The organism is Butyrivibrio sp. INlla21, assembly GCF_900116875.1.
Taxonomy (GTDB): Bacteria; Bacillota; Clostridia; order Lachnospirales; family Lachnospiraceae; genus Butyrivibrio.
In genome coordinates, this window is sequence record NZ_FPCC01000003.1 from 40,742 (window position 1) to 63,910 (window position 23,169).

22 protein-coding genes are annotated in these 23,169 nt (G+C 42.1%); all 22 read right to left on the reverse strand.

What is annotated here, in order from left to right:
- Positions 1-3: 3 nt before the first annotated feature.
- Positions 4-987 (reverse strand): flagellar motor switch protein FliM, encoded by a 984-nt coding sequence (gene fliM, locus BM377_RS01770; RefSeq protein ID WP_092242786.1) that lies wholly within the window; start codon positions 985-987, stop codon positions 4-6.
- A 52-nt stretch (positions 988-1,039) separates the two neighbouring features.
- Complete coding sequence (locus BM377_RS01775; protein ID WP_092242787.1) at positions 1,040-1,579, reverse strand: flagellar basal body-associated FliL family protein; 540 nt, start codon at positions 1,577-1,579, stop codon at positions 1,040-1,042.
- A gap of 22 nt (positions 1,580-1,601) precedes the next feature.
- Positions 1,602-2,435 (reverse strand): OmpA/MotB family protein, encoded by an 834-nt coding sequence (locus BM377_RS01780; protein ID WP_092242788.1) that lies wholly within the window; start codon positions 2,433-2,435, stop codon positions 1,602-1,604.
- Entirely contained in the window at positions 2,435-3,244 is an 810-nt protein-coding gene (locus BM377_RS01785; RefSeq protein WP_092242789.1) for a motility protein A, read from the reverse strand. The genes BM377_RS01780 and BM377_RS01785 overlap by 1 nt, the downstream gene beginning before the upstream one ends.
- A 27-nt stretch (positions 3,245-3,271) precedes the next feature.
- A complete protein-coding gene (locus tag BM377_RS01790; RefSeq protein WP_242948065.1) occupies positions 3,272-3,451 on the reverse strand; it encodes a flagellar FlbD family protein in 180 nt (59 codons plus the stop codon).
- Between the two features lie 359 nt (positions 3,452-3,810).
- Positions 3,811-6,921: a flagellar hook-basal body complex protein gene (locus tag BM377_RS16480; protein WP_242948066.1), complete on the reverse strand. Its 3,111-nt coding sequence runs from the start codon at positions 6,919-6,921 to the stop codon at positions 3,811-3,813.
- A 159-nt stretch (positions 6,922-7,080) separates the two neighbouring features.
- A complete protein-coding gene (locus tag BM377_RS01805; RefSeq protein WP_092242792.1) occupies positions 7,081-7,506 on the reverse strand; it encodes a TIGR02530 family flagellar biosynthesis protein in 426 nt (141 codons plus the stop codon).
- A gap of 27 nt (positions 7,507-7,533) precedes the next feature.
- On the reverse strand, positions 7,534-8,415 hold the full coding sequence (locus tag BM377_RS01810) for a flagellar hook capping FlgD N-terminal domain-containing protein (protein ID WP_092242796.1): 882 nt from the start codon (positions 8,413-8,415) through the stop codon (positions 7,534-7,536).
- Between the two features lie 26 nt (positions 8,416-8,441).
- On the reverse strand, positions 8,442-9,929 hold the full coding sequence (locus BM377_RS01815; protein WP_092242799.1) for a flagellar hook-length control protein FliK: 1,488 nt from the start codon (positions 9,927-9,929) through the stop codon (positions 8,442-8,444).
- A gap of 116 nt (positions 9,930-10,045) precedes the next feature.
- Positions 10,046-11,005, reverse strand: coding sequence for a MotE family protein (locus BM377_RS01820; RefSeq protein ID WP_092242802.1), 960 nt, complete (start codon positions 11,003-11,005; stop codon positions 10,046-10,048).
- A 2-nt stretch (positions 11,006-11,007) separates the two neighbouring features.
- Positions 11,008-11,466 (reverse strand): flagellar export protein FliJ, encoded by a 459-nt coding sequence (fliJ, locus tag BM377_RS01825; RefSeq protein ID WP_092242805.1) that lies wholly within the window; start codon positions 11,464-11,466, stop codon positions 11,008-11,010.
- Positions 11,467-11,485: 19 nt separating this feature from the next.
- A complete protein-coding gene (gene fliI, locus BM377_RS01830) occupies positions 11,486-12,844 on the reverse strand; it encodes a flagellar protein export ATPase FliI (protein WP_330392925.1) in 1,359 nt (452 codons plus the stop codon).
- Positions 12,845-12,874: 30 nt separating this feature from the next.
- On the reverse strand, positions 12,875-13,750 hold the full coding sequence (locus BM377_RS01835; protein WP_092242808.1) for a FliH/SctL family protein: 876 nt from the start codon (positions 13,748-13,750) through the stop codon (positions 12,875-12,877).
- Complete coding sequence (gene fliG / locus BM377_RS01840; RefSeq protein WP_242948067.1) at positions 13,743-14,777, reverse strand: flagellar motor switch protein FliG; 1,035 nt, start codon at positions 14,775-14,777, stop codon at positions 13,743-13,745. The genes BM377_RS01835 and fliG overlap by 8 nt, the downstream gene beginning before the upstream one ends.
- 74 nt (positions 14,778-14,851) lie before the next feature.
- Entirely contained in the window at positions 14,852-16,468 is a 1,617-nt protein-coding gene (gene fliF / locus BM377_RS01845) for a flagellar basal-body MS-ring/collar protein FliF (RefSeq protein ID WP_092242812.1), read from the reverse strand.
- A 44-nt stretch (positions 16,469-16,512) separates the two neighbouring features.
- Positions 16,513-16,857, reverse strand: coding sequence for a flagellar hook-basal body complex protein FliE (locus tag BM377_RS01850; protein WP_092242815.1), 345 nt, complete (start codon positions 16,855-16,857; stop codon positions 16,513-16,515).
- Positions 16,858-16,901: 44 nt separating this feature from the next.
- Complete coding sequence (gene flgC, locus BM377_RS01855; protein ID WP_092242819.1) at positions 16,902-17,348, reverse strand: flagellar basal body rod protein FlgC; 447 nt, start codon at positions 17,346-17,348, stop codon at positions 16,902-16,904.
- Between the two features lie 14 nt (positions 17,349-17,362).
- Positions 17,363-17,758, reverse strand: a complete 396-nt coding sequence (flgB, locus tag BM377_RS01860) for a flagellar basal body rod protein FlgB (RefSeq protein WP_092242821.1) — start codon at positions 17,756-17,758, stop codon at positions 17,363-17,365.
- 230 nt (positions 17,759-17,988) lie between these two features.
- The gene (codY, locus tag BM377_RS01865) at positions 17,989-18,768 is read right to left on the reverse strand and encodes a GTP-sensing pleiotropic transcriptional regulator CodY (RefSeq protein WP_092242823.1); all 780 of its coding nucleotides are present in this window, start codon (positions 18,766-18,768) and stop codon (positions 17,989-17,991) included.
- 151 nt (positions 18,769-18,919) lie between these two features.
- A complete protein-coding gene (gene topA / locus BM377_RS01870) occupies positions 18,920-21,025 on the reverse strand; it encodes a type I DNA topoisomerase (protein ID WP_092242826.1) in 2,106 nt (701 codons plus the stop codon).
- Between the two features lie 103 nt (positions 21,026-21,128).
- Positions 21,129-22,277 carry a GGDEF domain-containing protein gene (locus BM377_RS01875; protein WP_092242827.1) on the reverse strand — a complete coding sequence of 383 codons (1,149 nt, stop codon included), beginning with the start codon at positions 22,275-22,277 and terminating at the stop codon, positions 21,129-21,131.
- Positions 22,278-22,491: 214 nt separating this feature from the next.
- Positions 22,492-23,160 (reverse strand): hydrogenase nickel incorporation protein HypB, encoded by a 669-nt coding sequence (gene hypB / locus BM377_RS01880; protein ID WP_092242828.1) that lies wholly within the window; start codon positions 23,158-23,160, stop codon positions 22,492-22,494.
- Positions 23,161-23,169 lie beyond the last annotated feature (9 nt).

The following is a 23,169-nucleotide window of genomic DNA, read 5'->3' on the forward strand; positions in this document are numbered from 1 at the left end:
CTCCTACTCTTCCTCCTCTCTTACGACCGACGTGATCCTGACGGCGTATTTATCTTTTGTCGTACCCGGCAATGCGGTAAATTTATACAGATTACCGACATATACCTGCATATCCGTATTAACTCTGTTATCAAGTCTTATGATGTCTCCGGCCTGAAGATGAACAAAATCATTGACCGAGACGTTACACCTTCCGAGAACCGCTTTAACAGGCACATCAACGTGTTTGACCATCGCCTCGATATATTCGTCAAAGCTCTCATCGGTGTTCTTCTGCATTGTTGAAAACCAGAACTTGGTATTAAGCTTGTCCATTACACTCTCAAGCGTGAAATACGGAAGACATACATTCATAAGTCCTTCTGTCTCTCCGATCTTGATGTTGAGCGTTACGATCGCAATCATGTCCGTAGGCGATATAACCTGCGCAAACTGCGGATTGGTCTCAATTCTCTCCATAACGGGGTTGATCGCTACAACGTTCTGCCATGGCTCAACCATAAGTTGCATGCAGATAGTAACAAGCTTCTCAATAAGCGGCATCTCAATATCGGTGAACGGACGGGGCCTATCCAAGGTTCCTCCGCTACCTCCAAGCATTCTGTCGATAAAAGAAAAACCTATATTTGCCTGCAACTCCAAAATAATGTTTCCCTGTAAAGGAAGAAAACTTATAACTCCCAGGATTACAGGATTGGAAAGGGCATTGCTGAATTCCGAATATGTAACGGTCTCGGAATTGGCTACCGTAACCACAACATTTTTTCGAAGATATAACGGCAATGTGGTGGATAATAATCTTCCGTAATGTTCGTAGATCATCTCAAGCGTTCTGAGGTGTTCCTTAGAGAACTTGGCAGGTCGTTTAAAGTCGTAATCCTTGACTTTCTTCTCGTCCGCCGCCTGCATTTGATCTACATCAAGTTCACCGCTGTTAAGTGCTGCCAACAGACCATCTATTTCATTTTGTGACAGTACTTCACTCAAATTGGTTCTCCTTCCTCTGAATTACACTAAACATAAGCAAATCAGATGATAATTAGTTATACAAAATACTGCTAAAGGTTACATCATATATAAATGCTGAACCGTAAAGTGTCTGAACTCCCTCAAGAATCTCAGCTCTGGCCGCCTCTGTATCAGCCTGAAGTTCTTCCATCGTATACTTGGAAAGAACGTTGGTTATCTGAGATTTTACAAGATCTCTTGTTCCCGCAAGTGATTCGCTTGAACCATAGGTTGCGTAATCAGGGCTTGCGGTATTCATTGAAAATACAACTTCAACAACCATGTAGTGTGACTTGCTGTCAGCACCGGGCTTAAGGTTGATTGTAAGCTTATCCTGGCCTGTAAATCCGAATGTCGCGATATTGGATACCTCAACGACTCCCGTGTTATCAGGTGAAAAACCACCGCCTGCTCCGCCGCTGGCTTCAAGCTCAAGAGCTGCAGCAATATCGGAAACAAGCTTAGCCGTCTGCGAATTGGTTGTCATCACCGAAAGAAGCATGAAGCCTGTCATAGCAATGTTTACAACCAGTAGTGCCAAGATGATTATCGATAATAGATTCTTTTTCATATAGGATTGATCCCCCTCTTTGTTAATATGAAGAACTAAGCGGATTATAAATCTTTATCTCTACTCTTCTGTTACGAGCACGTCCCTCATCCGTCGAATTGTCGGCTATCGGGCTATATTCGCCGCGCCCCGTATGTATCAGATTGGCCGGATCGAGATTCGTATTTTCTACAAGGTAGTAAAATACGGAAAGCGCTCTTCCGGAACTAAGTTCATCATTATTGGAATATTTTCCTCCGGAAGTCATCGGAACATTATCTGTATGACCTTCGATCTCAATCGTACCGCCCGCATATGTTTCAAGAACCTGTCCGAGTTTGTCGATAACAGGAATCGCATCTTCCTTAAGATATGTCTTACCTGAATCGAAAAGAATCGAACCTTGGATCGTAAGCTGTACATACTGGCTTGTATAATTAAGATCTACATCATTCTGAATCTGTTCTTCTTCAAGAGCCTTCTCGATCTGTTCTGCAAGTTCCTGAGATGCCTCCAGCTGTTCTTCTTCCGCAGCCTCCAAAAGCTCCGCTTGTTCCATGTCGCCCACGGCAGCTTCTTCCGAATCGGAATCGTCACCGCTCTGTGCAAGTCCCATAGATGTAATATAGCTTGAAAGCTCGGTTAACTGCGAAACACCGTCTCCTATAAGTGCACCCTGACCTATCGCCATCTCTCCGCCTGAAAAAATACCAAAAGCAGAACTAAACGAAGCGGCAACCTCTTCGAATTTTGCGGCATCCATAGTTGACATGGAGAAAAGCAAAACGAAGAAGCACAAAAGAAGGTTCATCAGATCGCCAAACGTCGCGGTCCAGGCCGGTGCGCCGGGTTTTACTTCTTCCGCTTTTTTTGCCATCACTCTGCGCCTCCCTCAGTAGCACCGCCGCCGTTATCAGCTTCATAAGCCGCTCTGTCGGCAGGTGAAAGGAATGATTTAAGCTTCTCTTCGGTAACACGTGGGTTCTCTCCTGCCTGAATGGAAAGGAGACCCTCGATAACAATACTCTTAGCCATATATTCGGCATTACTTCTTGCCTTCAATTTACCCGCAGCAGGGAAACAGAACCAGTTCGCTACGATAGATCCATACAAAGTAGTGATAAGAGCAACCGCCATGGAAGGACCGATCTTGGACGCATCACTCATATCATTAAGCATGTTAACAAGTCCGATAAGGGTACCGATCATACCCCAAGCAGGACCCTGAGCTGCGATATCTTCAAAAACAGAATAATTGGATTTGTGCCTGTCGGCCATGGAATCAATCTCAGCCTCAAGAATGCTCTTAACAAGCTCAGGCTCGGTACCGTCAACGATAAGCATAACGCCCTTTTTCATAAAAGGATCGTCAAGTGCGCCCGCAGCTTCTTCCAGAGCAAGCAAACCTTCTTTTCTGGCTGTATTGGAAAGATCGATGATCTGCTTGATGACACCCTTGGTATCATTCGCAGCCACCTTAAAGATCATTGTATAACTTTTTAAAGCCCCAACATATTCCGGAATACTTCTTGACGCAAGAACCGCCATGTTAGATCCACCGATAGTGATAAGAGCAGACGGTACATCCAAAAAGTTTCCTACGGTCTGAATACCACCGGATGTGATAATACCCAGAAGCATCAGAATAATACCCATTGCTACACCGATAATTGACGCAATATCCACAGCATTTACCCCTCATCTGAAAAAAATTTAATGTCCACCGTTAATCTTAGTGTATATTTCTTCAAGCTTCTCTTTTACAAGAAGCTTGCGTCCGGTCGTAAGAATGATCACAGTATCCGGATTGGCCTCAACGCTTTCTATGGCCGCCGGATTGATAAGTATCTTTCTTGTATCAAGTTTGGTAAGCTCGATGATACCTGAATTCATAGCGCCTTTCGCAATAAAATTTCATTTTTGAATGAAATTATTGAATGAAAATTGAAATTTTATTTCCAGATACTAATATTTTACCACTTTTCGCCTTCAAAATCTCGTATTTGCGTTTATATGTGAACGTGTTTTGAATAAAAATTTCATTTTCGCACTCGATTTATGAAATTTTATTGTGTATCTATGCTATTTCGTAACTAATTAACGGTTACTTATAAAAAGACATAGTACTACATATTGTGGTATTTTATTTATTGTAACACATTTTTTGGTATAGTACAGCATTAATTCAAAAAGAAACCCTACTTCCGACAGAAAAGTAGGGTTTCTATAACTTTGCCTATGATTTTTAACTATTATCTCTTAAGGTTTGTAAGCTCCTCAAGAAGTGTGTCAGATACAGTAATGATACGGCTGTTAGCCTGGAATCCACGCTGTGTAGTGATCATTTCTGTAAACTGCTGTGAAAGATCTACGTTTGACATCTCGAGTACGCCGGTATTCATGTAGCCACCGTCTGTTGTGATATCCTGGATTGTTGCTTCTCCTGAGTTAAGAGTAGAAGCATAGAGGTTATCACCTTCCTTGGAAAGACCTGATGCATTGGCAAACTCTGCAGATGCGATCTGTCCGAGAAGCTTAGTCTGACCGTTTGAATAGTTAGCGAAGATACGTCCGTCTGTTCCTACAGATACACCGTTCATCTCACCAACGGCACGTCCTGTGTTAAGTGATGAAAGATCACCCTTTGTAGCTGTGATTGTTGATGATCCGTTAGTGTTGTAGTTTGTAAGTGTTGTAAAGTCAAAGGAGATTGTATATGCTCTCTCCTGCTCAGCTGCGTTGTTAGGTGATGCCTGGAAACCGAAAGCCTCAAGTCCGGGATAACCCTGTCCGAATGTCATGTTGATCTTGGCATTCTTGTCGTTGTCGGCTGAAAGGATTGATCCGTCATCAGCGTTAAACTTAAGCTGAACTGTGTGCTTACCTGTTGTAAGTGTGATCTGACCATATGTTGCAGAACCGGGTGTATTGTCAATTGTATACGTTCCGTCTGTACCGTAAGCTCTTGCCATGTCATCTGTGATTCCATATACTTTGCTAAGCACACCTGCGTACCTTCCTGCAGCATCATCAGTTGAACTTGCTTTCTCAAGAAGGTCTGCGATATTTCCTGTTGTAGGAACATCTACATAGGCCTTGCTTGTCTTATATCTGAACTTTCCGTCGCCTGTTGACTCGAACATTCCCTGTCCTGAGTACTCTCCTACAAGAGGATTGGGTGTTCCGTTCTGATAATGAGATATCTTGATTCCGCCTGTCTTCTTATCGATTGATAATGTATACTCTGTTCCGTCAGTAAGAGTAGATACGTCAATTCCAAATACGTTGCTGATAAAGTCAGCATTCATGTTATCTGAAGCTGTATCCTTAGTTACTGTTTTCTCAAGCTTATCCTCCGGAACGAAGTATGATTTTCCGTATGTATCTACGCTTGTATATACATATGCGGGAGTCTTTGTTGTAAATGCTGTTGTAATAGGTGATGCACTTACAGCAGCCTTATTCTCATAAGATACTCCTGCAGAGGGATAATCAGTTGTAACATCATTATATTCATCATAATCAACATTAAATCCATTTGTTCCGGTTACATTAGCTAATGTGATCATAAATGTTGATGTATCTTTTCCTTGTAACTGTGAGTTGGCACTAATAGCAGTCATTATTGCATTTGCTGATGCGATAGCATCTGCCAATGCGGGATCAGTCGTGTCAGCAGTAGTAAGCCAAGCAGCAATCTGGTCATATGAAGCAGCTGTTGCCCAATCTGAAATACCAAGCTGAGACCATAAATCTGAAGCTCCCTGGCCATTAGCTGATACATCAGTTTGAATTGTCTCAGTAATTGTTGTTGGCTGATTCACTGTCAGTTTTAAAGTAAGCTTACCATCGGTATATGTATACTTAAGTACGCCTGTTCCTGTATATCCATCAATTGCATCAATTAATGAATTACCATTTGCATCTTTGAAGAACTCCATCTGCGCCTTCGCCTCAGGAGTAATTGTATTATCAGCTGAAGCATTAATATTGGTTGTCTTCTTGTAGATGTTTAATTTTCCACCTGCAGTCATCTCATATCTGTATTCATCACCGTAAGTCTGATTTATACCAAAAACATCTGAAAGAAGGTCTGCAGTAAGCTCTTTTGCCTCAGGTGGAACTGCTGTAGGAACCTTATAAGCCACATTTCCGTCAATCTGTGTGTAATACTTAACAGTCTCATTGGGAGTTCTGAAATCAATATTGGCAAACTTGGTTGTGTTAAAGCCTACATAAGAATCGGATGAATCAGGGCTCGGGAAATCAGAGACTTCACTTCTGATTGTAAGCTCTCCGCTTGAATCGATTGTGTACTGAGCTGTCTCCCAAGCATCTCCGAGCTGTGCCTTTACTGCATCATCAGATAAACCGTATGCGTTTGATAAAAGGTTTGCATAAGGTGAATTTCCTGCAGATTCAGCTGACATAAGATTTTTAAGGTTTCCAGTAGCGGGAACGTTATCAAACTTAACATCACCGTCTGCTTTATTTATAACAACGTGTGCAGAATCCGTTCCTGCAACGATGCTGTAATTGGGCTCAGTCTTGCTGGGCTTTGATGATCTTGAAGAAGCTTCTGTGTTACCGAAAGTAATCTGGCTCATAAGATCATACATATTCTCGTTTTCGTTAATTGACTTTCCGTTAGAGTCAATAATATCTGTAAGTGTAAGGGCGTACATGTGCTCGTCCTCAGGCTTTGTATCCTTAAGTACGAACTTACCTGTGTAGAGGTAGCCCTTGTTATCATAAAACTCAAGAGTGATTGTCTTTCCATCGTCAGACTGAACGTTCTTATCTCTTGCATCGATATTTCCGCTTACAAGTCCGGCTGTTGTAGAAGCAGGTGCATATGTGTAGTTAGCAGCACTCATGATCTGAAGGCCAGTGAGAGTTCCCTTGTTGATTGTGATCTCACCTGTCTCACGATCCTCTTTTGCTGCCCATCCCTGAACAAGATATCCGTTAGACTGCATTGCAAGGTTACCTGCTCCGTCTACGTAAAAAGAACCGTCTCTTGTGTAAAGGTTCTGAGTTCCGTTATTAACAACAAAGAATGACTCTCCTGTGATCATGATATCAAAGGGGTTATTTGTTGTCTGAGTTGCGCCCTGCGCTGTAATTGCTGTGTTGATCGCTCCGGATTTAGCACCAAGACCGATCTGGCGAGCGTTTACACCACCCTTAGTCTCAGTTGCGCCTGAAGCTGTCTGTGTTGTCTGATACATAAGATCAGAGAATGTGATTGACTGAGATTTGAAAGATGTTGTGTTAACGTTGGCGATATTGTTACCAATAACGTCCATTTTTGTCTGGTGGGTCTTAAGTCCTGCTACACCGGAATACAAAGATCTCATCATAAGGCAAAGTCCTCCATCATAAATAAATAAAAAGGTTATTAAATTGGATTTTGGACGGATGCTTTGTGATTTTTTAAGATGCTTCCTTCTGTCGGTCGGGAAGCTTAGATTTCCTGACGGCAAGGCACTTCGGGCTCATTACCGCTTCGGTCCAATCCATTATACTATCACTGCACCGTCTATGTTTGTAAATACGTTGTTCTTGTTTTCGGTCTGATCCATTGCTGTCACTACCGTGTTATTCGGAACATTTACTATAAACGCAAGCTCATCAACCAGAATAAGTGATTCTTTGATGCCTTTTTCTCCGGCTTCTATCTTGCCCTGGTTAAGTCTCTGCATCTGCTCCTTGGAAAGCTCGATGTTTCTGTCGTTAAGTCTGTTCACGGCATGCTTAGAAAACTTAAGGTCCTCCGTACTATAACTTTTATCGGCAGATTCCTTAACTTTATTTAGAACAGATGCAAAAGAATTTTCACCTGCGGGAATATTTTGTTTATTCTTATCATCCTTGGGCAAGTTACCGGTTAAATACTGGTCTTGCACCTGCCCAATGGATAAGAACTGACGATTATCCATCATCATGATTTATTCCTCCGCTAATTTTATCGGTTACTGTTTTGAAACAACCCTGTGTGTGTCGCCTCTAAGTTCGTCGATCTTATCGACATATTGCTGAAGTGCTGTCTTGTAATCTTCTTCAACAACCTGCTTGGTAGCAGAATCAAGTGCCATATAGTACTTGTAAAGCTCATCAACCTTTTCGCCGTGATCTTCGAGTGTGACATCTTCTTCATTCTTGGGAAGATTCTCGATTGCTTTTTCAAACTCACCGAGAGCATCGTTGAGCTCATCAACTCTCTTCTTATACTGAGTAAGCGCGGTTACATAATCCTTATCGATGAGGTTCTTGGTCTTATCATCGAGATTATTGTAATAATCATACATTGTAAGGATCTTCTCACCGTGCTCACCAAGGCTGATAAGATCGAGAGTTCTGGGAAGCCCGTCAATGTTCTTCTGAAGATCTTCAACGATCTGTGTCTGCTTAACATAATCGCTGTTAAGTACCTCGGTAACATCGTCGATACTGTAATTGTTGCCGTTGATTGTAAGGTATGCCTTGTTTCCGCTGTAGGTAACCATATCGACAACACCCTGTATCTCGGATGTCTTACCTGTTTCTGCATTTACCTGCTTAATGGTAACGGTCTTACCAACCATTTCAGATGCTCTGGACATGCTCATGGCATTAGCCATATTAGAAAGCTGCTCAACCTGAGTAAATGTCGCATACTGTGAAATATACTCGGTATTGGATGTAGGCTCCATGGGATCCTGATATTTCATCTGAGCTACAAGGATCTTAAGAAAAGAATCTTTGTCGTAGCCTGCAGCTGTGTTCATATCCTTTGACGCTTTTTTTGTATCGAGATTTTCGATCTTACCATCCTTGATAACGGCGCTTACAGGATTAATATTGTTATCTGCCATAATACCCTCTTTCTATAAGCTGTTGCTTATGCACTGAAATCTACGGTATTTCCGTTCATTGCCATCATCTGAGCTTGAAGCTTTTCTTCTTCCTCGAGGCTTTCGTCGATATCCTTTATCTCCGAAAGGTTGATCCTGCGAAGGCTCTTTTTATTCTTGGGATCCTCTCCCTGAGCTTCCTTCTGATTGCCTCCGTCGAGGTTCTGCTCAAATCCGTGGCTTGCTATCGTAACTTCTACGCTTGTAACTTTGATGCCTTTCTCTTCAAACTTTTGCTGAAGCATTACCAGCTGACTCTCGACCGCTTCCTTTACGATCTCGTTCTGAGCTGCAAACTTAGCTACGATTCCGTCCTTGGTGCTTGTAAGATGTACACTTACGTTACCAAGACTTGCGGGATGAAGTGAAAGTTCCATTGATGTAACGTCTTCCTTGGCGGTTACTGTGATCTTCTCTGTAATCTGTCTGATCACGTTTTCCATCTGAGCTCTCTGCTCAAACACTTCCGTGTTCATTACATCAAATTCGTTTGTTATCGTGTCCGTGACGTTCTTAATAAAGTTATTGAAGAAAGTCTCCGGATTTGCCTGCTTATTCAGGCTGCTGTTATTATTTTGGTCTGTTTCATGGGAAATTTCGATGGGTTTAAAGTCATGATCCACATCTTCTTCGTAAGTCACTTTAACAGTTTCTTTTGTCTTGTTCCTAATTAAAACTTCATTGTTTTCTTCAGGTTCATCTTCCATGACGGGAACTGTCAAAGCTTCGGGATCCTTTTTGCCTTCACCCTTAAGTTTTTCAGAAAATTCCTCATGAGTAATGCCTATAGCCTCTTGAAATTCTTCCTCAGTTAAGTCGAACTCATTCATAAGTTCGCTTCCCATACTATCCGCATCCTCTATGAGGTCCTGCAATGATGCATATAGGTCTGAGTCTGTGATAAGATCAAGGGCTGTGTCATTAGAAGTTGATGCCAAAACGACTTGCTGTAAATTGTTTGGAATAAGCAGATCCGCTGCTGTAAGTCCAAGCACCTGCATAGCGTTTATGATATCTTCTTCAGACATTTCAAGCTTTTGTGCTATCTCGGAGATAAGCTTATTGCCTTCTTCATTGATAGCTTCCTGCAGCTCTTTTAAAGCCTCCTTGCCTTGTGCTCCGTTATCCGCATCCTTAACGATCTGTGCTGTTTCCTCTGTTACGTTTGTGTCATCGCTAAGTTTGTTTTCATTCTCACCGGAGACCGTCTTGGTCTGCTCAAGGAAAGAATTGTTTTCTTTAGACTGAGCGGATACATCCTTTGTATCCTGCTGCATCTTACCAAGGTTATTTCCGTTGTCGTTTGCTTTGGTGTTCATAACAGTCTCGGAAACCTTTCCCAAGATGTTATCAAAGCTTGCGCCTGCCTTGGATGCAGTCTGTCTAAGTTCGGATAAAGCGGAAACATTTGCGGCTGCAGTGCTCTGTGCCATGATCGGCATTACGCTGTTAACTGCGTTTGCTGCACTGCTCATTAAATGTCCTCCTTCCGATATTAACTTTTGTGCATAAACATAGTTATACACTTTCAGTTTGTATATCGGAGTATTTAATCCAAACTTTAGAGAAAAATCAAACTTTTTTAGATATTTTATCCCGTAACCTGTGTTGATTTTTTCTCAAGTGCACCGGGCTCAAGAAGCTGTGTAAGTTTGGCTGCATTCGGCTTTTCCATCTGAGCAAGGATGTCTCCTCTGTTCTCAACGCTCATCTGCGCCAAAATACGAGCTACAAGCTGAATCTGATTCTCTGCTACCATCTCATCAAAGATCTTGGCAGCCTGTTTAGCCTTCATGCCCGAATATGTTGTGGCGAATGCCTTAATGGCAGCTTCATCGAGGTCGCCTTCTTTAATCTCTTTATAAATTCGCTCGGCATCCTCGGGATTTATAGTCTCATACCACTGTGTATATGTTTCTGTAGACGGTGCGTTCTCACCGTTAACCATTTCCTCGTAAAACTGTTTACGCTGTTCATAAAATGCTTTTTGCTGTTGTTCAAAAGGTTCAAGCCTTGCCACTTCGGTTTTAAGCCTGTCTATTTCGGAAGCATACGCGCTGTTTTGCTCCATTTCATCCTGAAGAGCCTTCTCAAGCCTCTTAATATAAGCATTGGCCTGTTCCGGAGTTGTGATAGAATCGGCATCTTCTACGGAAATGTCAACATTGGCACTATCCGGAAGTGATACTACCGCAACGTCGTCATCCTTATCCAATACTTCATCCGGAAGGATAAGATTAAGATAAGGAACATCTTTAATGATCGGAGCCAAAATATCGGAACCGAAATTACCAACGTTCAGTTTGATCAAAAGGCACATAATGGCAAGCCAAATAAGAACAATTAGAAAAGTGATGACCAAAGTGGCAAGTCCGCCGGCGTCATCCCCGCTAAGATCGGCTGCTCTGTCGGCAAACTCTTTTTCTTTTACCCTCTGTTCTTTTCTCTGTTCGCGAAGCTGTTTTCTGTATTCTTTTTTATCAGCCTTAAGCTTGGCTTTTGCCGCCTTGGGATCGTCAAACGGCGGCATTGTTAAATTGGTATCTGCCATGATCAGTTATTCTCCTGTTGTCTCTGTCCGTAAGTAAAACTGCTTCTCTGGTCGTTTTCCTTGGCTTCTTCCTGTTTTTCTTCTTCAAGATATTCAGCGTAGGCTCTTTCCCTCAAGGTTTCCTGCATCTTTCTTTCCTGGATGGCCCTTGTGAGCCTGACACGAACCTTTTCCACTTCCGCCTCATGTTCCTGAACAATCTTGTACTGCGAAGCGATCATAACGTCCATCTGCGCAGTCGCATACTGATTGTCGAGAATATCCTGAAGCGGAAGAGTCTCTTCATTTCGAAGCTTCTCGGCTTCGATAAGATAATTCTCTTTTCTGTTTATATATTCATCCAAAATATCATACTGCCTGTTAAGCTCGGCCTGGGCAGCGGCAAATTCCATTTTTATCTGCCCTTCGGTCTTTTGCTTGATATTTAGGACACTTTGCATTCTATAGACAAATCTCGCCATACACTACCACATATAAAAATCAATCGGCAAAAATGTTTAAAAGCATATCTCTGATCTGTTCAAAAGAGAATTTCTCATCCGTTTCCTGCATAAGAAACTCATTAACACGTTCTATCTTGGATACGGCATAATCGATATTCTTATTGGCACCTGCTCTATAAGCGCCGATATTGATAAGATCCTCGGCGTCATTGTATGTGGCAAGAACGTTTTTAAGCTTTCCCGCGGCTTTTTTATGCTCGGGATCGGCTATTGCCGACATACATCTGGAAATACTCGCAAGAACATCTATCGCAGGATAGTGATTCTTTTGCGCAAGCTTTCTGTTAAGAACGATATGTCCGTCCAAAATACCTCTGGCGGTATCGGTAATGGGTTCATTCATGTCATCACCGTCTACAAGAACGGTATAAAGACCTGTTATGGATCCTTTTCTTGATCTGCCGGCTCTTTCAAGGAGCTTGGGCATCTCTGCGTAAACACTGGGCGGATATCCTCTCGAAACAGGAGGTTCTCCGCTGGCAAGTCCTATTTCTCTCTGTGCCATGGAAAAACGGGTAAGCGAATCCATCATAAGAAGAACATCTTTACCCTTATCTCTGAAATATTCGGCTATAGAAGTAGCCGTCTTGGCAGCTTTAAGTCTCTCAAGCGCAGGTTTATCGCTGGTTGCACAAACAACGATGGATCTCTTCATACCTTCTTCGCCAAGGTCTCGTTCGATAAACTCTCGAACTTCCCTTCCACGCTCTCCGATAAGTGCGATAACATTGATATCGGCCTGAGTATTTCTTGCAAACATGCCAAGGAGTGTACTCTTTCCGACACCGGAACCTGCAAATATTCCGATACGCTGGCCTTTTCCGACTGTAAGCAGTCCGTCAACGGCCTTAACACCGAGAGAAAGCACATCCGATATCGGGTCTCTTGTCATTGGATCCGGCGGCTGATTTTCAACAGAATAGGCAACTCCGCCTTCGAGCATAGTACCTTTTCCAAAGCTCGTTCCGTCAATCCTTCCGAGTCCGTCGAGAGTCTTTCCCAGAAGTCCCTCTCCAACATTAACGCGAAGCGGCGAATCGGTATTCTCAACAATACTTCCGTTACCGATTCCGCTGGTATTTTCATAAGGCATAAGCTGAACATGATTGTCTTTAAACCCGACAACCTCAGCCATTGCAGGTCTTTCGACATGTTCAGTCGCAGACTCATTGTCTTTTTTCTTAGGATAAATAAGACAGATGTCACCAAGCTTAGCATCGGGACCCGCAGATTCAATGGTAAGGCCGATAACATTGACGACCTTGCCTCTCATGCGATAAAAAGGCGCGGTCTGCATCTTTTTATATTTTGAAAAATCAATAGACGATGTAAGCATAGGCAGTTCCTTCTTTTTTCTTCAAATTTACTATCTCTTTTTTCTGTCAAAAGAAAGAAGCTTCAGCTTCCTTGAAATCTCTTTAAGCTCTACGCCGAGACTGCAGTCGAATACCCCACTGTCAGACTCGATCATGCACTCGTTCTCTTTAAGAAGCGGATCTTCAATGATCTCCATCGTGGTATTCGGTGAAGTTATGCACGCATCCAGAGTTTCCTTATGATCCATTATCTCGTCATAGTCATCGGATGAAACATGAACGATAAGGTCATTTCCGGGCTCAATTCGACCGAGAGTACTCTTCAAAAGATGTAAGATAATACCCTTATCTTCTCTAAGGTCGATATCAAATACGTGCTCATATATCTGTGTAAGAACATCAACCATCTCGGGTTCTATCTCATCTACGAGCTGCTGATACTCTTTATCAAGCTCCTGTTTGTGCGCTTCAGCCTCCTGTTTAATGGCTTCCGCTTCGGCAACGCCCTCATTATAACCGGCGTTAAAGCCTTCTGTTCGTCCCTCTTCAATAGCCTGATTTCTGATATTTTCAGCCTGTGCATTGGCATTTTCTATGATCATATCAGCCTGCTCCTGCGCCTGCTGGAGCTTAAGATCGATCTCAGCCTGCATTGCTTCCATGTCAAATTGAGGGTCAGGAAAAGAACCAAGCATGCCCTGATCTTCCGTGAGCTGAGTAAGCTGGTTCATATCTATTCCGGGTGTGAATTCCTCAGGAGCACCTTCCTCCTCAAAGCCCTCTTCCGTTGCCATCTGAGCTCTTTGGCGTTTAATTTCCTGCTCCTGATATTCTTCTATTTTTTTGTTGGCAAGTTCGTTATTGTCAATTATGCGGGCTTCACCTTGACCAAAGCTTACATAACCGGCCTTAAAAAGATTAGACAACTAGCTCATCACCTCCGCCTCTGGAGATTACGATCTCGCCGGAATCTTCAAGCTTTCTGATAACGTTAACAATCTTCTGCTGTGCTTCTTCAACATCCTTCATACGAACAGGACCCATAAAATCCATATCCTCTCTGATCATTGCAGCAAGACGTTTGGACAGGTTGTTAAAGATAGCATTCTGAACCTGCTCGGTAGCACCCTTACATGCAAGAGCAAGGTCACTGTTCTCAACTTCACGCAGCACTCTCTGAATAGAACGGTCGTCCAGAAGGAGAACGTCCTCGAATACGAACATTTTCTTTCTGATCTCGTCGGCAAGCTCGGGCTCTTCGATCTCGAGAGTCTCCATGATATGCTTCTCCGTTGCACGATCTACTGTGTTCAAGATCTCTACAACAGCATCTACGCCGCCGATAATCGTATAATCCTGATTTACCAAAGAAGACAGCTTGGATTCCAACACTTTTTCCACTTCCTTTATGGTATCCGGACTTGTTCTGTCCATGGTCGCAATTCTCTTGGCAACATCTGCCTGTCTGTCAGGCGGAAGAGCCGAAAGAATGAGCGATGAATGTGCAGGTGACATGTATGACAAAATAAGAGCGATGGTCTGCGGATGCTCGTCCTGAATAAAGGTAAGTATCTGAGACGGCTCGGTCTTTCTGATAAACTCGAAGGGCTTAACCTGAAGTGAAGCGGTAAGCTTACTGATAACATCGAGAGCCTTATCTTCACCGAGGGCTTTTTCAAGAAGCTCTTTGGCGTAATTGATACCACCTTCCGCAATATACTGTTGCGCAAGACAGACACCGTAAAACTCTTCAAGAATTGCCTCCTTGATCTGCGATGTTACGCTCCTTGTGTTGGCAATCTCAAGAGTAAGCTCCTCAATTTCCTCTTCCTTGAGATGTTTGAATATGGCGGATGACTTCTCAGGTCCTAAAGCTATAAGAAGTATTGCCGCTTTTTGTGTGCCGGTAAAATCCGCGGTAAGCGGATTGGTTCCTCTCATCCCAGCGTCCATAATTCTACCCTCTTGAAACTTTTATTTGTATATATTATTAAGTTAAAATACTTAGATGCTCAAAATTAAATATATCAACCAAAATCCTCATTGAGCCAGTTGCGAAGAAGTGTCGCAACGGCTTCGGGATTCTCATCAACAAACTTATCGATAAGTCTCTTAGTCTCAGATCCCGTATCAATCTCGATATCTTCAAGAACTTCCTCAGGCTGTGACTCGAGAAGTGATTCAACCGAAAGCGGTTCGGGTTCGGGCTCTTCCTCTGTCTTTTTCTGCATCCACATACTTCTGACGATAATGAATGCCAAAAGTCCGAGAATAATGAGTATCATCAGTATCTGAAGGATATCTGTAAGAGTCATCCTCGATCCTGTTCTGTCAAAGAATACATACTCATTATTGGCCGTCATCGCAACATTCTCGGGGCTGATACCCGTTGCCTTGGAAACAACATTTATCATATCCTCGGGAACCTCGGTCGGAATAGGCTCCTTGTTTGCGATCTTAAACTCATTCCATGTCATGTTTTCATTCTCAGCAGGATCATAATCCTCTTCTTTCATGACAATGTAGTTGATCGCAGTAACAGATATTGATGAATCCGAGTACTTTATAGCACCCGGCTGATTGGTCCTTGTGGTTATCTTCTCGTTGGGAAGATAATCCCTTGATTCCTCGTTGATATTCGAACTTGAATTGTTATTGTCCTGAGTTACGTATGTGGTCTCATCATCGGCATTGGTATCCGTTCCCGGAATTCCGCTGATACCGTTTACGTTCTCCGCAGTATAAATATCCTCATGACTAAGCACACCCTGCGTCTGATCTTCAGCGGGTGTATAAGTATGATCTACAGTCTCTTCATGAGAAAAATCCATGACAAGATTACTTGCAACCTCTATATCATCATACTGCTTGGTTCCAAGTAATACTTTCTTCACTTCATTTTTAACTATCTGCTCAGCCTTGGCTTTAACAGACAGCTGTGTGCTTGCCATTCCGGAAGTGGTTGTGTCCTCGTCTCCGGAAAAGAGCATGTTTCCGTTAGTATCAAGAATAACAATATTCTGAGTATTGTCATTACCTATAGCCTTGGCAACGGCCTTTGCAAGGAAAGCCGCATTATCTTCCGAAAATTCGGCGCCCTCTGCAAGTTCCAATAATATGCTGGCGCTTGACTGTTCCTTATTACCGATAAGTGTTCCGTCATTATCCGGAATATGGAGATTGACGTTGGCACTTTTTATTGCGCTGAACTTTTGGATAAAGTCGGATTCCAGCCTACTCTCCAAGTAAAGCACATATTTCTTTTGTTTGTCTGATTCCGTTGTTGAAAAACTGCCGCTTGTGACATTATCGATACTGTAAGCGTATGATTGAATATCATTGGCTCCAAGCAACAGATTGGCATTGGCCTGATCTTTTTTAAGTACTTTGAATTCCAATCCGTCATCGGAAATCTTGTAGTTAATAGAGTTAGAATCAAGAAGCTCTTTTATCTCTGAAGCTTCTTTCGTAGAATTGGCGGTAGCCAAAGGAATATACTGAGGCTGATTAAGTACGGAAACCGTTATAATTATGGTCAGTAATATAACAGAACCCGCCCCAACAACGAGTGTTTTCTGTTTTGCAGTAAATTGATTCCACCAGTCGAGAATTTTCTGCCACAAGGCCTTAAGTCTTTCAGCCATGTATTCTCCCTCCCCAAAAAACTAAAAAATAAATCTAAAAAACATCAGATTTGCATCTGAGTAAGCTCTCTGTAAGCAGCAAGCGCTCTGTCTCTGATGGCCGTTGTATATTGAAGAGCCATCTGCGCTTTCTGAAGAGCAATTGAAAGATCGTGGGTATTGTCCGTCTGTCCGAGTGCCCATTTGATCTCTTCATTCTCTGCGTCAGATAAATAAGCATTGGTTGTATGGATATTCTCCACAGCCTTATCAAAGAACACTGAAAAAGCCTGCTCATTGCCCTTCTGATCGCTACCGAGAACGTTATATACTCTGCTGTTAGCCTTCTCAGCATTCCTGATAACAGGTGATGATACGTTTCTAAGCTGAGAAATATCAAGTGATGCCATATAAATATCCTCCCAAAAAGATACTCATAATAATTCCGAGATCATCAGCCCTGTCCGAGCTCAAGACCTCTTGTTGCGATATTCTTGCTTGCATTAAATGCAGTTGCATTGGCCTCATAAGAACGGCTTGCGTCTATGAGGTTGGTCATCTCTGTGACCGTATTTACATTGGGATATGTAACGTAACCGTTCTCATCCGCATCGGGATGTGAAGGATCGTAAACAATATTCATCTGAGTCCAGGTATCATCCTGAACCTTGGTAACCTTAACGCCGCGTCCCGAATAATGGTCCATTCTCTCGTTAAGAATTCTTGAGAACGGAGTCTGTGAGCCTTTCTCAGCAAAAGTAACCACTTTTCTTACATAAGGGCTTCCGTTCTTGGTTCTTGTTGTATTTGCATTGGCAATATTCTCAGAGATTATATCCATACGAAATCTCTCAGCAGTCATGCCCGATGAATTGATATTAAAAGAATCAAATATACTCATACTCTATCCCTCCGTTATGATGACTTCGTTACCATTTGAAGGTTCTTGAACTCTGCATTAAGCCCTTCCATAAGCCCCTGGTACTTAAGCTGGTTGGCAGCCAGAGTTACGTTCTCAGTATCTATATCGACATTATTCCCATCGGTTCTGTATGAGAAATTGGAATAATCATTAACTACTCTTGCCTTAAGATGCTTATCCTTAAGATCGCCGACCTTCTGATCCATGGTCTTATACTTGGAATGACCGAGTGCTCTTTCAAGCTCAGCCTCAAAGTTAAGATCCTGCCTCTTATAGCCCGGAGTATTAACATTGGCAATATTGTTGGAAAGTACTTCATTCCTTGTCCAGGAGGCATCTGCCGCCTTATCAAGGACGTTGATGTAATCAAAAACATTGCTGTTAATCATATCTCGCCCTCCTCGATACCAAAAATGAACATAATGATAGATACAGTTTTGGTATCATACTTATATTTATAATAGAATTATTTTGTTCAAAATACAAGCAAAATATACTTTATCTTGTGCTTGTATTAAAAACTCACTACAAAATATATAAAAAGGATTTATCAAAAACGATAAATCCTTTCATCAAATTCCATCCTGATATGAATTTGCATATTATGCCAAAAGCCTTATTACATCTCTTGTTTGAGCTTTTTAATTTCGGAGAAGACAACATCATTCGTGACTTTGATATATGTTCCCTTCATTCCCGAAGATCTTGATTCTATAACGCCCGCACTCTCAAACTTTCTAAGTGCATTAACTATAACGCTTCTTGTTATGCCGACTCTGTCCGCAATCTTACTTGCTACAAGAACGCCCTCCATTCCGTCAAGCTCATCAAATATATGAATAATGGCTTGCATCTCGGAAAAAGAAAGTGTGCTGATCGCCGATTTAACAACCGCAAGCTTTCTGTTTTCTTCAGCGTTCTCTTCGTTGACGGCTCTTAGCATCTCGAGTCCGACTACCGTCGTTCCGTATTCGCAAAGTATAATGTCATCAATATCATACGGAACCTTGGTCTTATAGATAAACAAAGTTCCCAGTCTCTCACCCGCTATCTCGATAGGAGTAATTATTGCCTGAAATTTGGAGCTGTCCAGCCCTTCAAATCCAAGCGTCTCAAGGTTTACATTTTCCTTGGTGGATAGAATGGTAAGAAGTCTTTCGTTAAGCATCGGATCGATGAATTCACCAACCGTTGCGGCAAGCATCTTACTTAACGAATCAACGCCTACGCTCTCACCTATTCCGAGAACCTTGCCTTTTTTACTGATAACAAACATATTAGAAGACAAAATGTCGCACAACACTCTGCAGATATCATTGAATACGACCTTCCCGGAATTGCTATTGTGTAATAGTTTACCAATCTTACGGGTCTTATCCAAAAGTTGAACACTACTCATTAAAAATATCTCCTTTTGTTGTCCAAATAGCGACAATTTATTATATACACTATTGTAATCATATCATAAAAAAATAGGCGCTTCAAACCACAAAGCGCCTACAATTATGAAAAAAAGCTAAAGTTTTCTAAAAATTCAATCAAATTATCAGTTATTTCTTTTCATCGTCTTTCGAGCAGATAAATCCGCAATCCTGATTACTGCAAACAAGCTTGTTGCTCTTTGCGACCATAAGACTTCCGCACTTGGGACATTTCTTGTCGACAGGACGAGCCCATGACATGAAGTCACACTCGGGATTATCGATGCATCCGTAGAAAATACGACCTTTTCTTGTACGTTTCATTACAATGTCTTTGCCGCACTTAGGGCATTTAACACCAATCTTCTCATAGTAAGGCTTGGTATTCTTACACTCCGGGAATCCGGGACATGCAAGGAATTTGCCGTGAGGGCCGTATTTGATAACAAGATTTCTTCCGCAAACCTCGCAGATCTCGTCAGTAACCTCATCCTGAACCTGTATCTTCTCCATCTCTTTTTCAGCTGCACTTACAGCTTCTTCAAGGTCGGGATAGAAATTCTTTATAACAGTCTTCCACTTAACATCACCCTCAGCGATTCCGTCGAGAAGCGCCTCCATGTTGGAAGTAAAGTTAACATCGACAATCTGAGGAAATGCATCCATCATCATCTTATTAACGGCCTGTCCAAGCTCTGTTATGTAGAGACTCTTGTTTTCCTTGGTAATGTAATGTCTTGCCATGATAGTAGAGATCGTCGGAGCATAAGTAGAAGGTCTGCCTATTCCGAGTGCCTCAAGGTCATGAACAAGTGATGCCTCTGTGTAATGAGGAGCCGGCTGTGTAAAGTGCTGATCTGATTCAAATGAGTCAAAAGAGAGCTTTGAATCGGCATTAAGATTGGAGCTGATTACATTCTTCTCAATCTGATCCTCATCATCTGTATATACATTTAAAAATCCGTCAAAAACAGTCTTGGATGCGGCAAGTGTAAAGCGATGCTCTCCCGCATCGATCTTAACTGAAGTTGTCTCATACTTGGCAGCAGCCATCCTGCTTGCCATGAAGCGTCTCCAGATAAGCTGATAAAGTCTGAACTGGTCTCTTGAAAGGAAATCTTTGACTTTAACCGGTGTCTTATCAACATAAGTAGGTCTGATCGCTTCGTGTGCATCCTGGATCTTAACGTCCTTTTTCTTTGAAACGGATCCGTCCGCAAGATACTTATCTCCGAAGTTCTCTTTGATATAATCATTAGCCGCAGCCACGGCTTCATCAGATACTCTGGTTGAATCGGTTCTGAGGTAAGTGATAAGACCGACTGTTCCTTCACTTCCAAGATCAATTCCTTCATAGAGCTGCTGAGCAACTCTCATAGTCTTCTGAGTTGAGAAATTAAGAGCCTTGGATGCCTCCTGCTGAAGAGTTGATGTAGTGAAAGGAAGCGGAGCCTTCTTGGTTCTCTCTCCCGTCTTAATATCGGAAACCTTATAGCTCTTGCCCTTTAAGGAAGCGCAGATAGCATCAAGCTCTTCTTTGGATTCAATCTCCTTCTTCTCGTTGCCCTTGCCGTAATAGTGCGCAACGATAGGCTTCTTTTCTCCCGCAATATCAAGTTTTACATCAAGTGTCCAATATTCCTTGGGAATAAAAGAATCGATCTCTTCTTCTCTGTCCGCGATTATTCTAAGAGCAACAGATTGAACTCTTCCTGCGGAAAGACCTCTTTTGATCTTGGACCACAAAAGCGGAGAAATGCTGTAACCAACCATTCTGTCAAGGACACGCCTTGCCTGCTGAGCATCGACAAGATTCATATCGATGTCTCTTGGGTGTTTCATAGCTTCTTTTACCGCATTTTTGGTGATCTCATTAAATGTGACTCTCTGGATCTTGGCTTCGCCCTCTTTTAACTTAAGTGCGGAGATAAGATGCCAGGAAATAGCTTCTCCCTCACGGTCCGGGTCGGTTGCGAGATACACTTTGTCGGCTTTCTTAACCTGCTTACGAAGTGCCGCAAGAACGTCTCCTTTACCGCGGATAGTAATATACTTGGGCTCAAAATCATGCTCGATATCTACGCCCATCTGACTCCTCGGAAGATCTCTGACATGTCCGTTGCTGGCCGCAACTTCATATCCCGAGCCGAGGAATTTCTTTATAGCCTTAACTTTTGTCGGTGACTCAACAATAAGAAGTGAATTTTTCTTTGATACTGGTTTCTTAGTTGCCATTACTGTAAATACAACCCCTTCATACAAAATTTACTCACGTTCTTATTAATAAACATTTTAAGAGTTTTCGTCAACCCTAAAATTTTAAGATTGTTGTTATACATTACAGACCGGCTGCAAGATGATGCCGTGTTTTCTCCTCATACATCATTCTGTCGGCATGATCTATGAAGTCTTTGATCTGCATCTTACTGTTGCGCTTATAAGTTGCAATTCCTGTACTTACGGAAAGATCCATCTCACCTTTATTGCTCCATTCGATCATGGATACCGCATCCTTGATCTTATCAACACGCTCTTTTAGTATCTTTTCATCGGAAATCGGAGTTACAACGCAGAATTCGTCTCCGCCGAATCTTCCGACAACAGTATCGTCATCAAAAGTTTCTTTTAATATATTCGCGATAGCGGATAAAACTTCATCTCCGGATCTGTGTCCGAATCTGTCGTTAATAAGCTTAAAGTAGTCAATATCTACCATAATAACGGAAAAAGACTTAAATACGCTGTCGTTAACCGCTTTTTTAAGAGCCTTGTCGATTCCTCTTCTGTTAACCACGCCCGTCAGATAATCCATGTTGACGTCGCATCTTTGAACATAGATAAACAAAATAAGGAAAGCAAAGACCGTTGCCGCGTAAGCAAAATTAATGCCTGTAATAATAAATTGCGAGATTATGCCGACGCCTACAATAATGGGCAAAGCAAGAAGCGGCGTTCTGTATACCGATATAATTGCGTTTCTGTAATAAATAATATACGCAAGAATACAGATACATGCCATTGCATGGAAAACAAGTCTTATATAAAAGAAATTACCTCTGTGGTAGCCTGCAAGATCATAATAAAAGAACCAATTTAAGCTAAACAATGTCGAAACGGTGATGATAAAGAAATTGCTGATAGCGTACGCCTTAACGGGCAATATAAAAAAGCCGCTAAGGTCGTCGGTCAGCTCGTCTTTCTTAACGAAACAATCGATATAATGGATTGCGAAAAGAAATCCGAAGGGATCCAGTGCGAATATAACGTATGTGGCAAATTTAGAAAAGCCTGTAAACGTACCGCCCACAAGCGTGCCTACATCAATAAGAGCTGAGGCAATAACAAGTATGGCCAAAATTCCTATCAATCTGGTAAAACTTAAATTTGATTTGGATTTTCTATCATTTTCCTGAAAGACAAGAAGCATCATTGCCAATGAAAATGTGTAGATATTGATTACCAAATCCCCTAAACAAGCCATATTCATACATCTACCCCACTGTTATATGAATATCATATCCATCCTTCTCCCAGATAAACCCATAAACATTTTTACTACGAAGAAGAAAAAATATCAAGATGCCATTTTCACTTTATGCAAATAAAGCCACCAGACCCCATCGGGGTCAAGTGGACTTTTTGCAGAATTTATAAAAATTGTATAAACAAAAACACTTGCTATTAAAAGTGACCGCAATCCCTTATCTGATGCTTTCTTCTATGTTTTCCGAAAGCCACTTTGCCCATTCTTCCATGCCTTCGCCTGTCTTGGCACAGATGGGAATGATCTTAGCCTTAGGATTTCTCATATGTATGTTCTCTTTACATTTTTCAAGATCAAAATCAAAATATGGCATCACATCGATCTTATTTATAAGAACAACATCACAGATTGAAAACATCAAAGGATATTTAAGAGGCTTGTCGTGTCCCTCGGGAACCGAAAGGATCATGGCATTCTTGGTGCTACCCGTGTCAAACTCTGCGGGACAAACAAGATTTCCGACATTTTCAAGTACGGCAAAATCAATATCCTCGACACCGAGTTCCTTAATGCCCTGTCTTGTCATATCGGCATCAAGATGACACATTCCGCCTGTATGAAGCTGAATTGACTTAACGCCCGTCTCCGCGATCTTGATAGCATCAACGTCTGAATCGATATCGGCTTCCATTACGCCGATCCTGTATTTGTCTTTTAATAATTCGATCGTTCTTGTAAGAGTCGTTGTTTTTCCCGATCCGGGTGATGACATCAGATTCAAAAGAAATGTCTTACTTTCTTTAAGCTCGTTTCTAAGTTTCTGCGCATCCTGATCGTTATCTTCAAAGATGCTTCTCTTAACTTCAACCACGCGTATGTTACCCATTGCTGTCTC

Excerpts from the sequence above, each read along its gene's own strand:
- fliF (WP_092242812.1), bottom strand. The coding sequence starts at position 16,468 with ATGGCTGAAAGACTTAAGGCCTTGTGGCAGAAAATTCTCGACTGGTGG.
- codY (WP_092242823.1), bottom strand. The coding sequence starts at position 18,768 with ATGAGTAGTGTTCAACTTTTGGATAAGACCCGTAAGATTGGTAAACTA.
- BM377_RS01780 (WP_092242788.1), bottom strand. The coding sequence starts at position 2,435 with ATGGCAAAAAAAGCGGAAGAAGTAAAACCCGGCGCACCGGCCTGGACC.
- fliJ (WP_092242805.1), bottom strand. The coding sequence starts at position 11,466 with ATGGCGAGATTTGTCTATAGAATGCAAAGTGTCCTAAATATCAAGCAA.
- fliI (WP_330392925.1), bottom strand. The coding sequence starts at position 12,844 with ATGCTTACATCGTCTATTGATTTTTCAAAATATAAAAAGATGCAGACC.
- BM377_RS01810 (WP_092242796.1), bottom strand. The coding sequence starts at position 8,415 with ATGGCAGATAACAATATTAATCCTGTAAGCGCCGTTATCAAGGATGGT.
- BM377_RS01790 (WP_242948065.1), bottom strand. The coding sequence starts at position 3,451 with ATGAATTCAGGTATCATCGAGCTTACCAAACTTGATACAAGAAAGATA.
- BM377_RS01850 (WP_092242815.1), bottom strand. The coding sequence starts at position 16,857 with ATGGCATCACTTGATATTTCTCAGCTTAGAAACGTATCATCACCTGTT.
- BM377_RS01775 (WP_092242787.1), bottom strand. The coding sequence starts at position 1,579 with ATGAAAAAGAATCTATTATCGATAATCATCTTGGCACTACTGGTTGTA.
- BM377_RS01875 (WP_092242827.1), bottom strand. The coding sequence starts at position 22,277 with ATGAATATGGCTTGTTTAGGGGATTTGGTAATCAATATCTACACATTT.
- BM377_RS01820 (WP_092242802.1), bottom strand. The coding sequence starts at position 11,005 with ATGGCAGATACCAATTTAACAATGCCGCCGTTTGACGATCCCAAGGCG.
- hypB (WP_092242828.1), bottom strand. The coding sequence starts at position 23,160 with ATGGGTAACATACGCGTGGTTGAAGTTAAGAGAAGCATCTTTGAAGAT.
- fliG (WP_242948067.1), bottom strand. The coding sequence starts at position 14,777 with ATGGACGCTGGGATGAGAGGAACCAATCCGCTTACCGCGGATTTTACC.
- topA (WP_092242826.1), bottom strand. The coding sequence starts at position 21,025 with ATGGCAACTAAGAAACCAGTATCAAAGAAAAATTCACTTCTTATTGTT.
- BM377_RS16480 (WP_242948066.1), bottom strand. The coding sequence starts at position 6,921 with ATGATGAGATCTTTGTATTCCGGTGTAGCAGGACTTAAGACCCACCAG.
- flgC (WP_092242819.1), bottom strand. The coding sequence starts at position 17,348 with ATGAGTATATTTGATTCTTTTAATATCAATTCATCGGGCATGACTGCT.
- BM377_RS01815 (WP_092242799.1), bottom strand. The coding sequence starts at position 9,929 with ATGAGCAGTGCAGCAAACGCAGTTAACAGCGTAATGCCGATCATGGCA.
- flgB (WP_092242821.1), bottom strand. The coding sequence starts at position 17,758 with ATGATTAACAGCAATGTTTTTGATTACATCAACGTCCTTGATAAGGCG.
- BM377_RS01805 (WP_092242792.1), bottom strand. The coding sequence starts at position 7,506 with ATGATGATGGATAATCGTCAGTTCTTATCCATTGGGCAGGTGCAAGAC.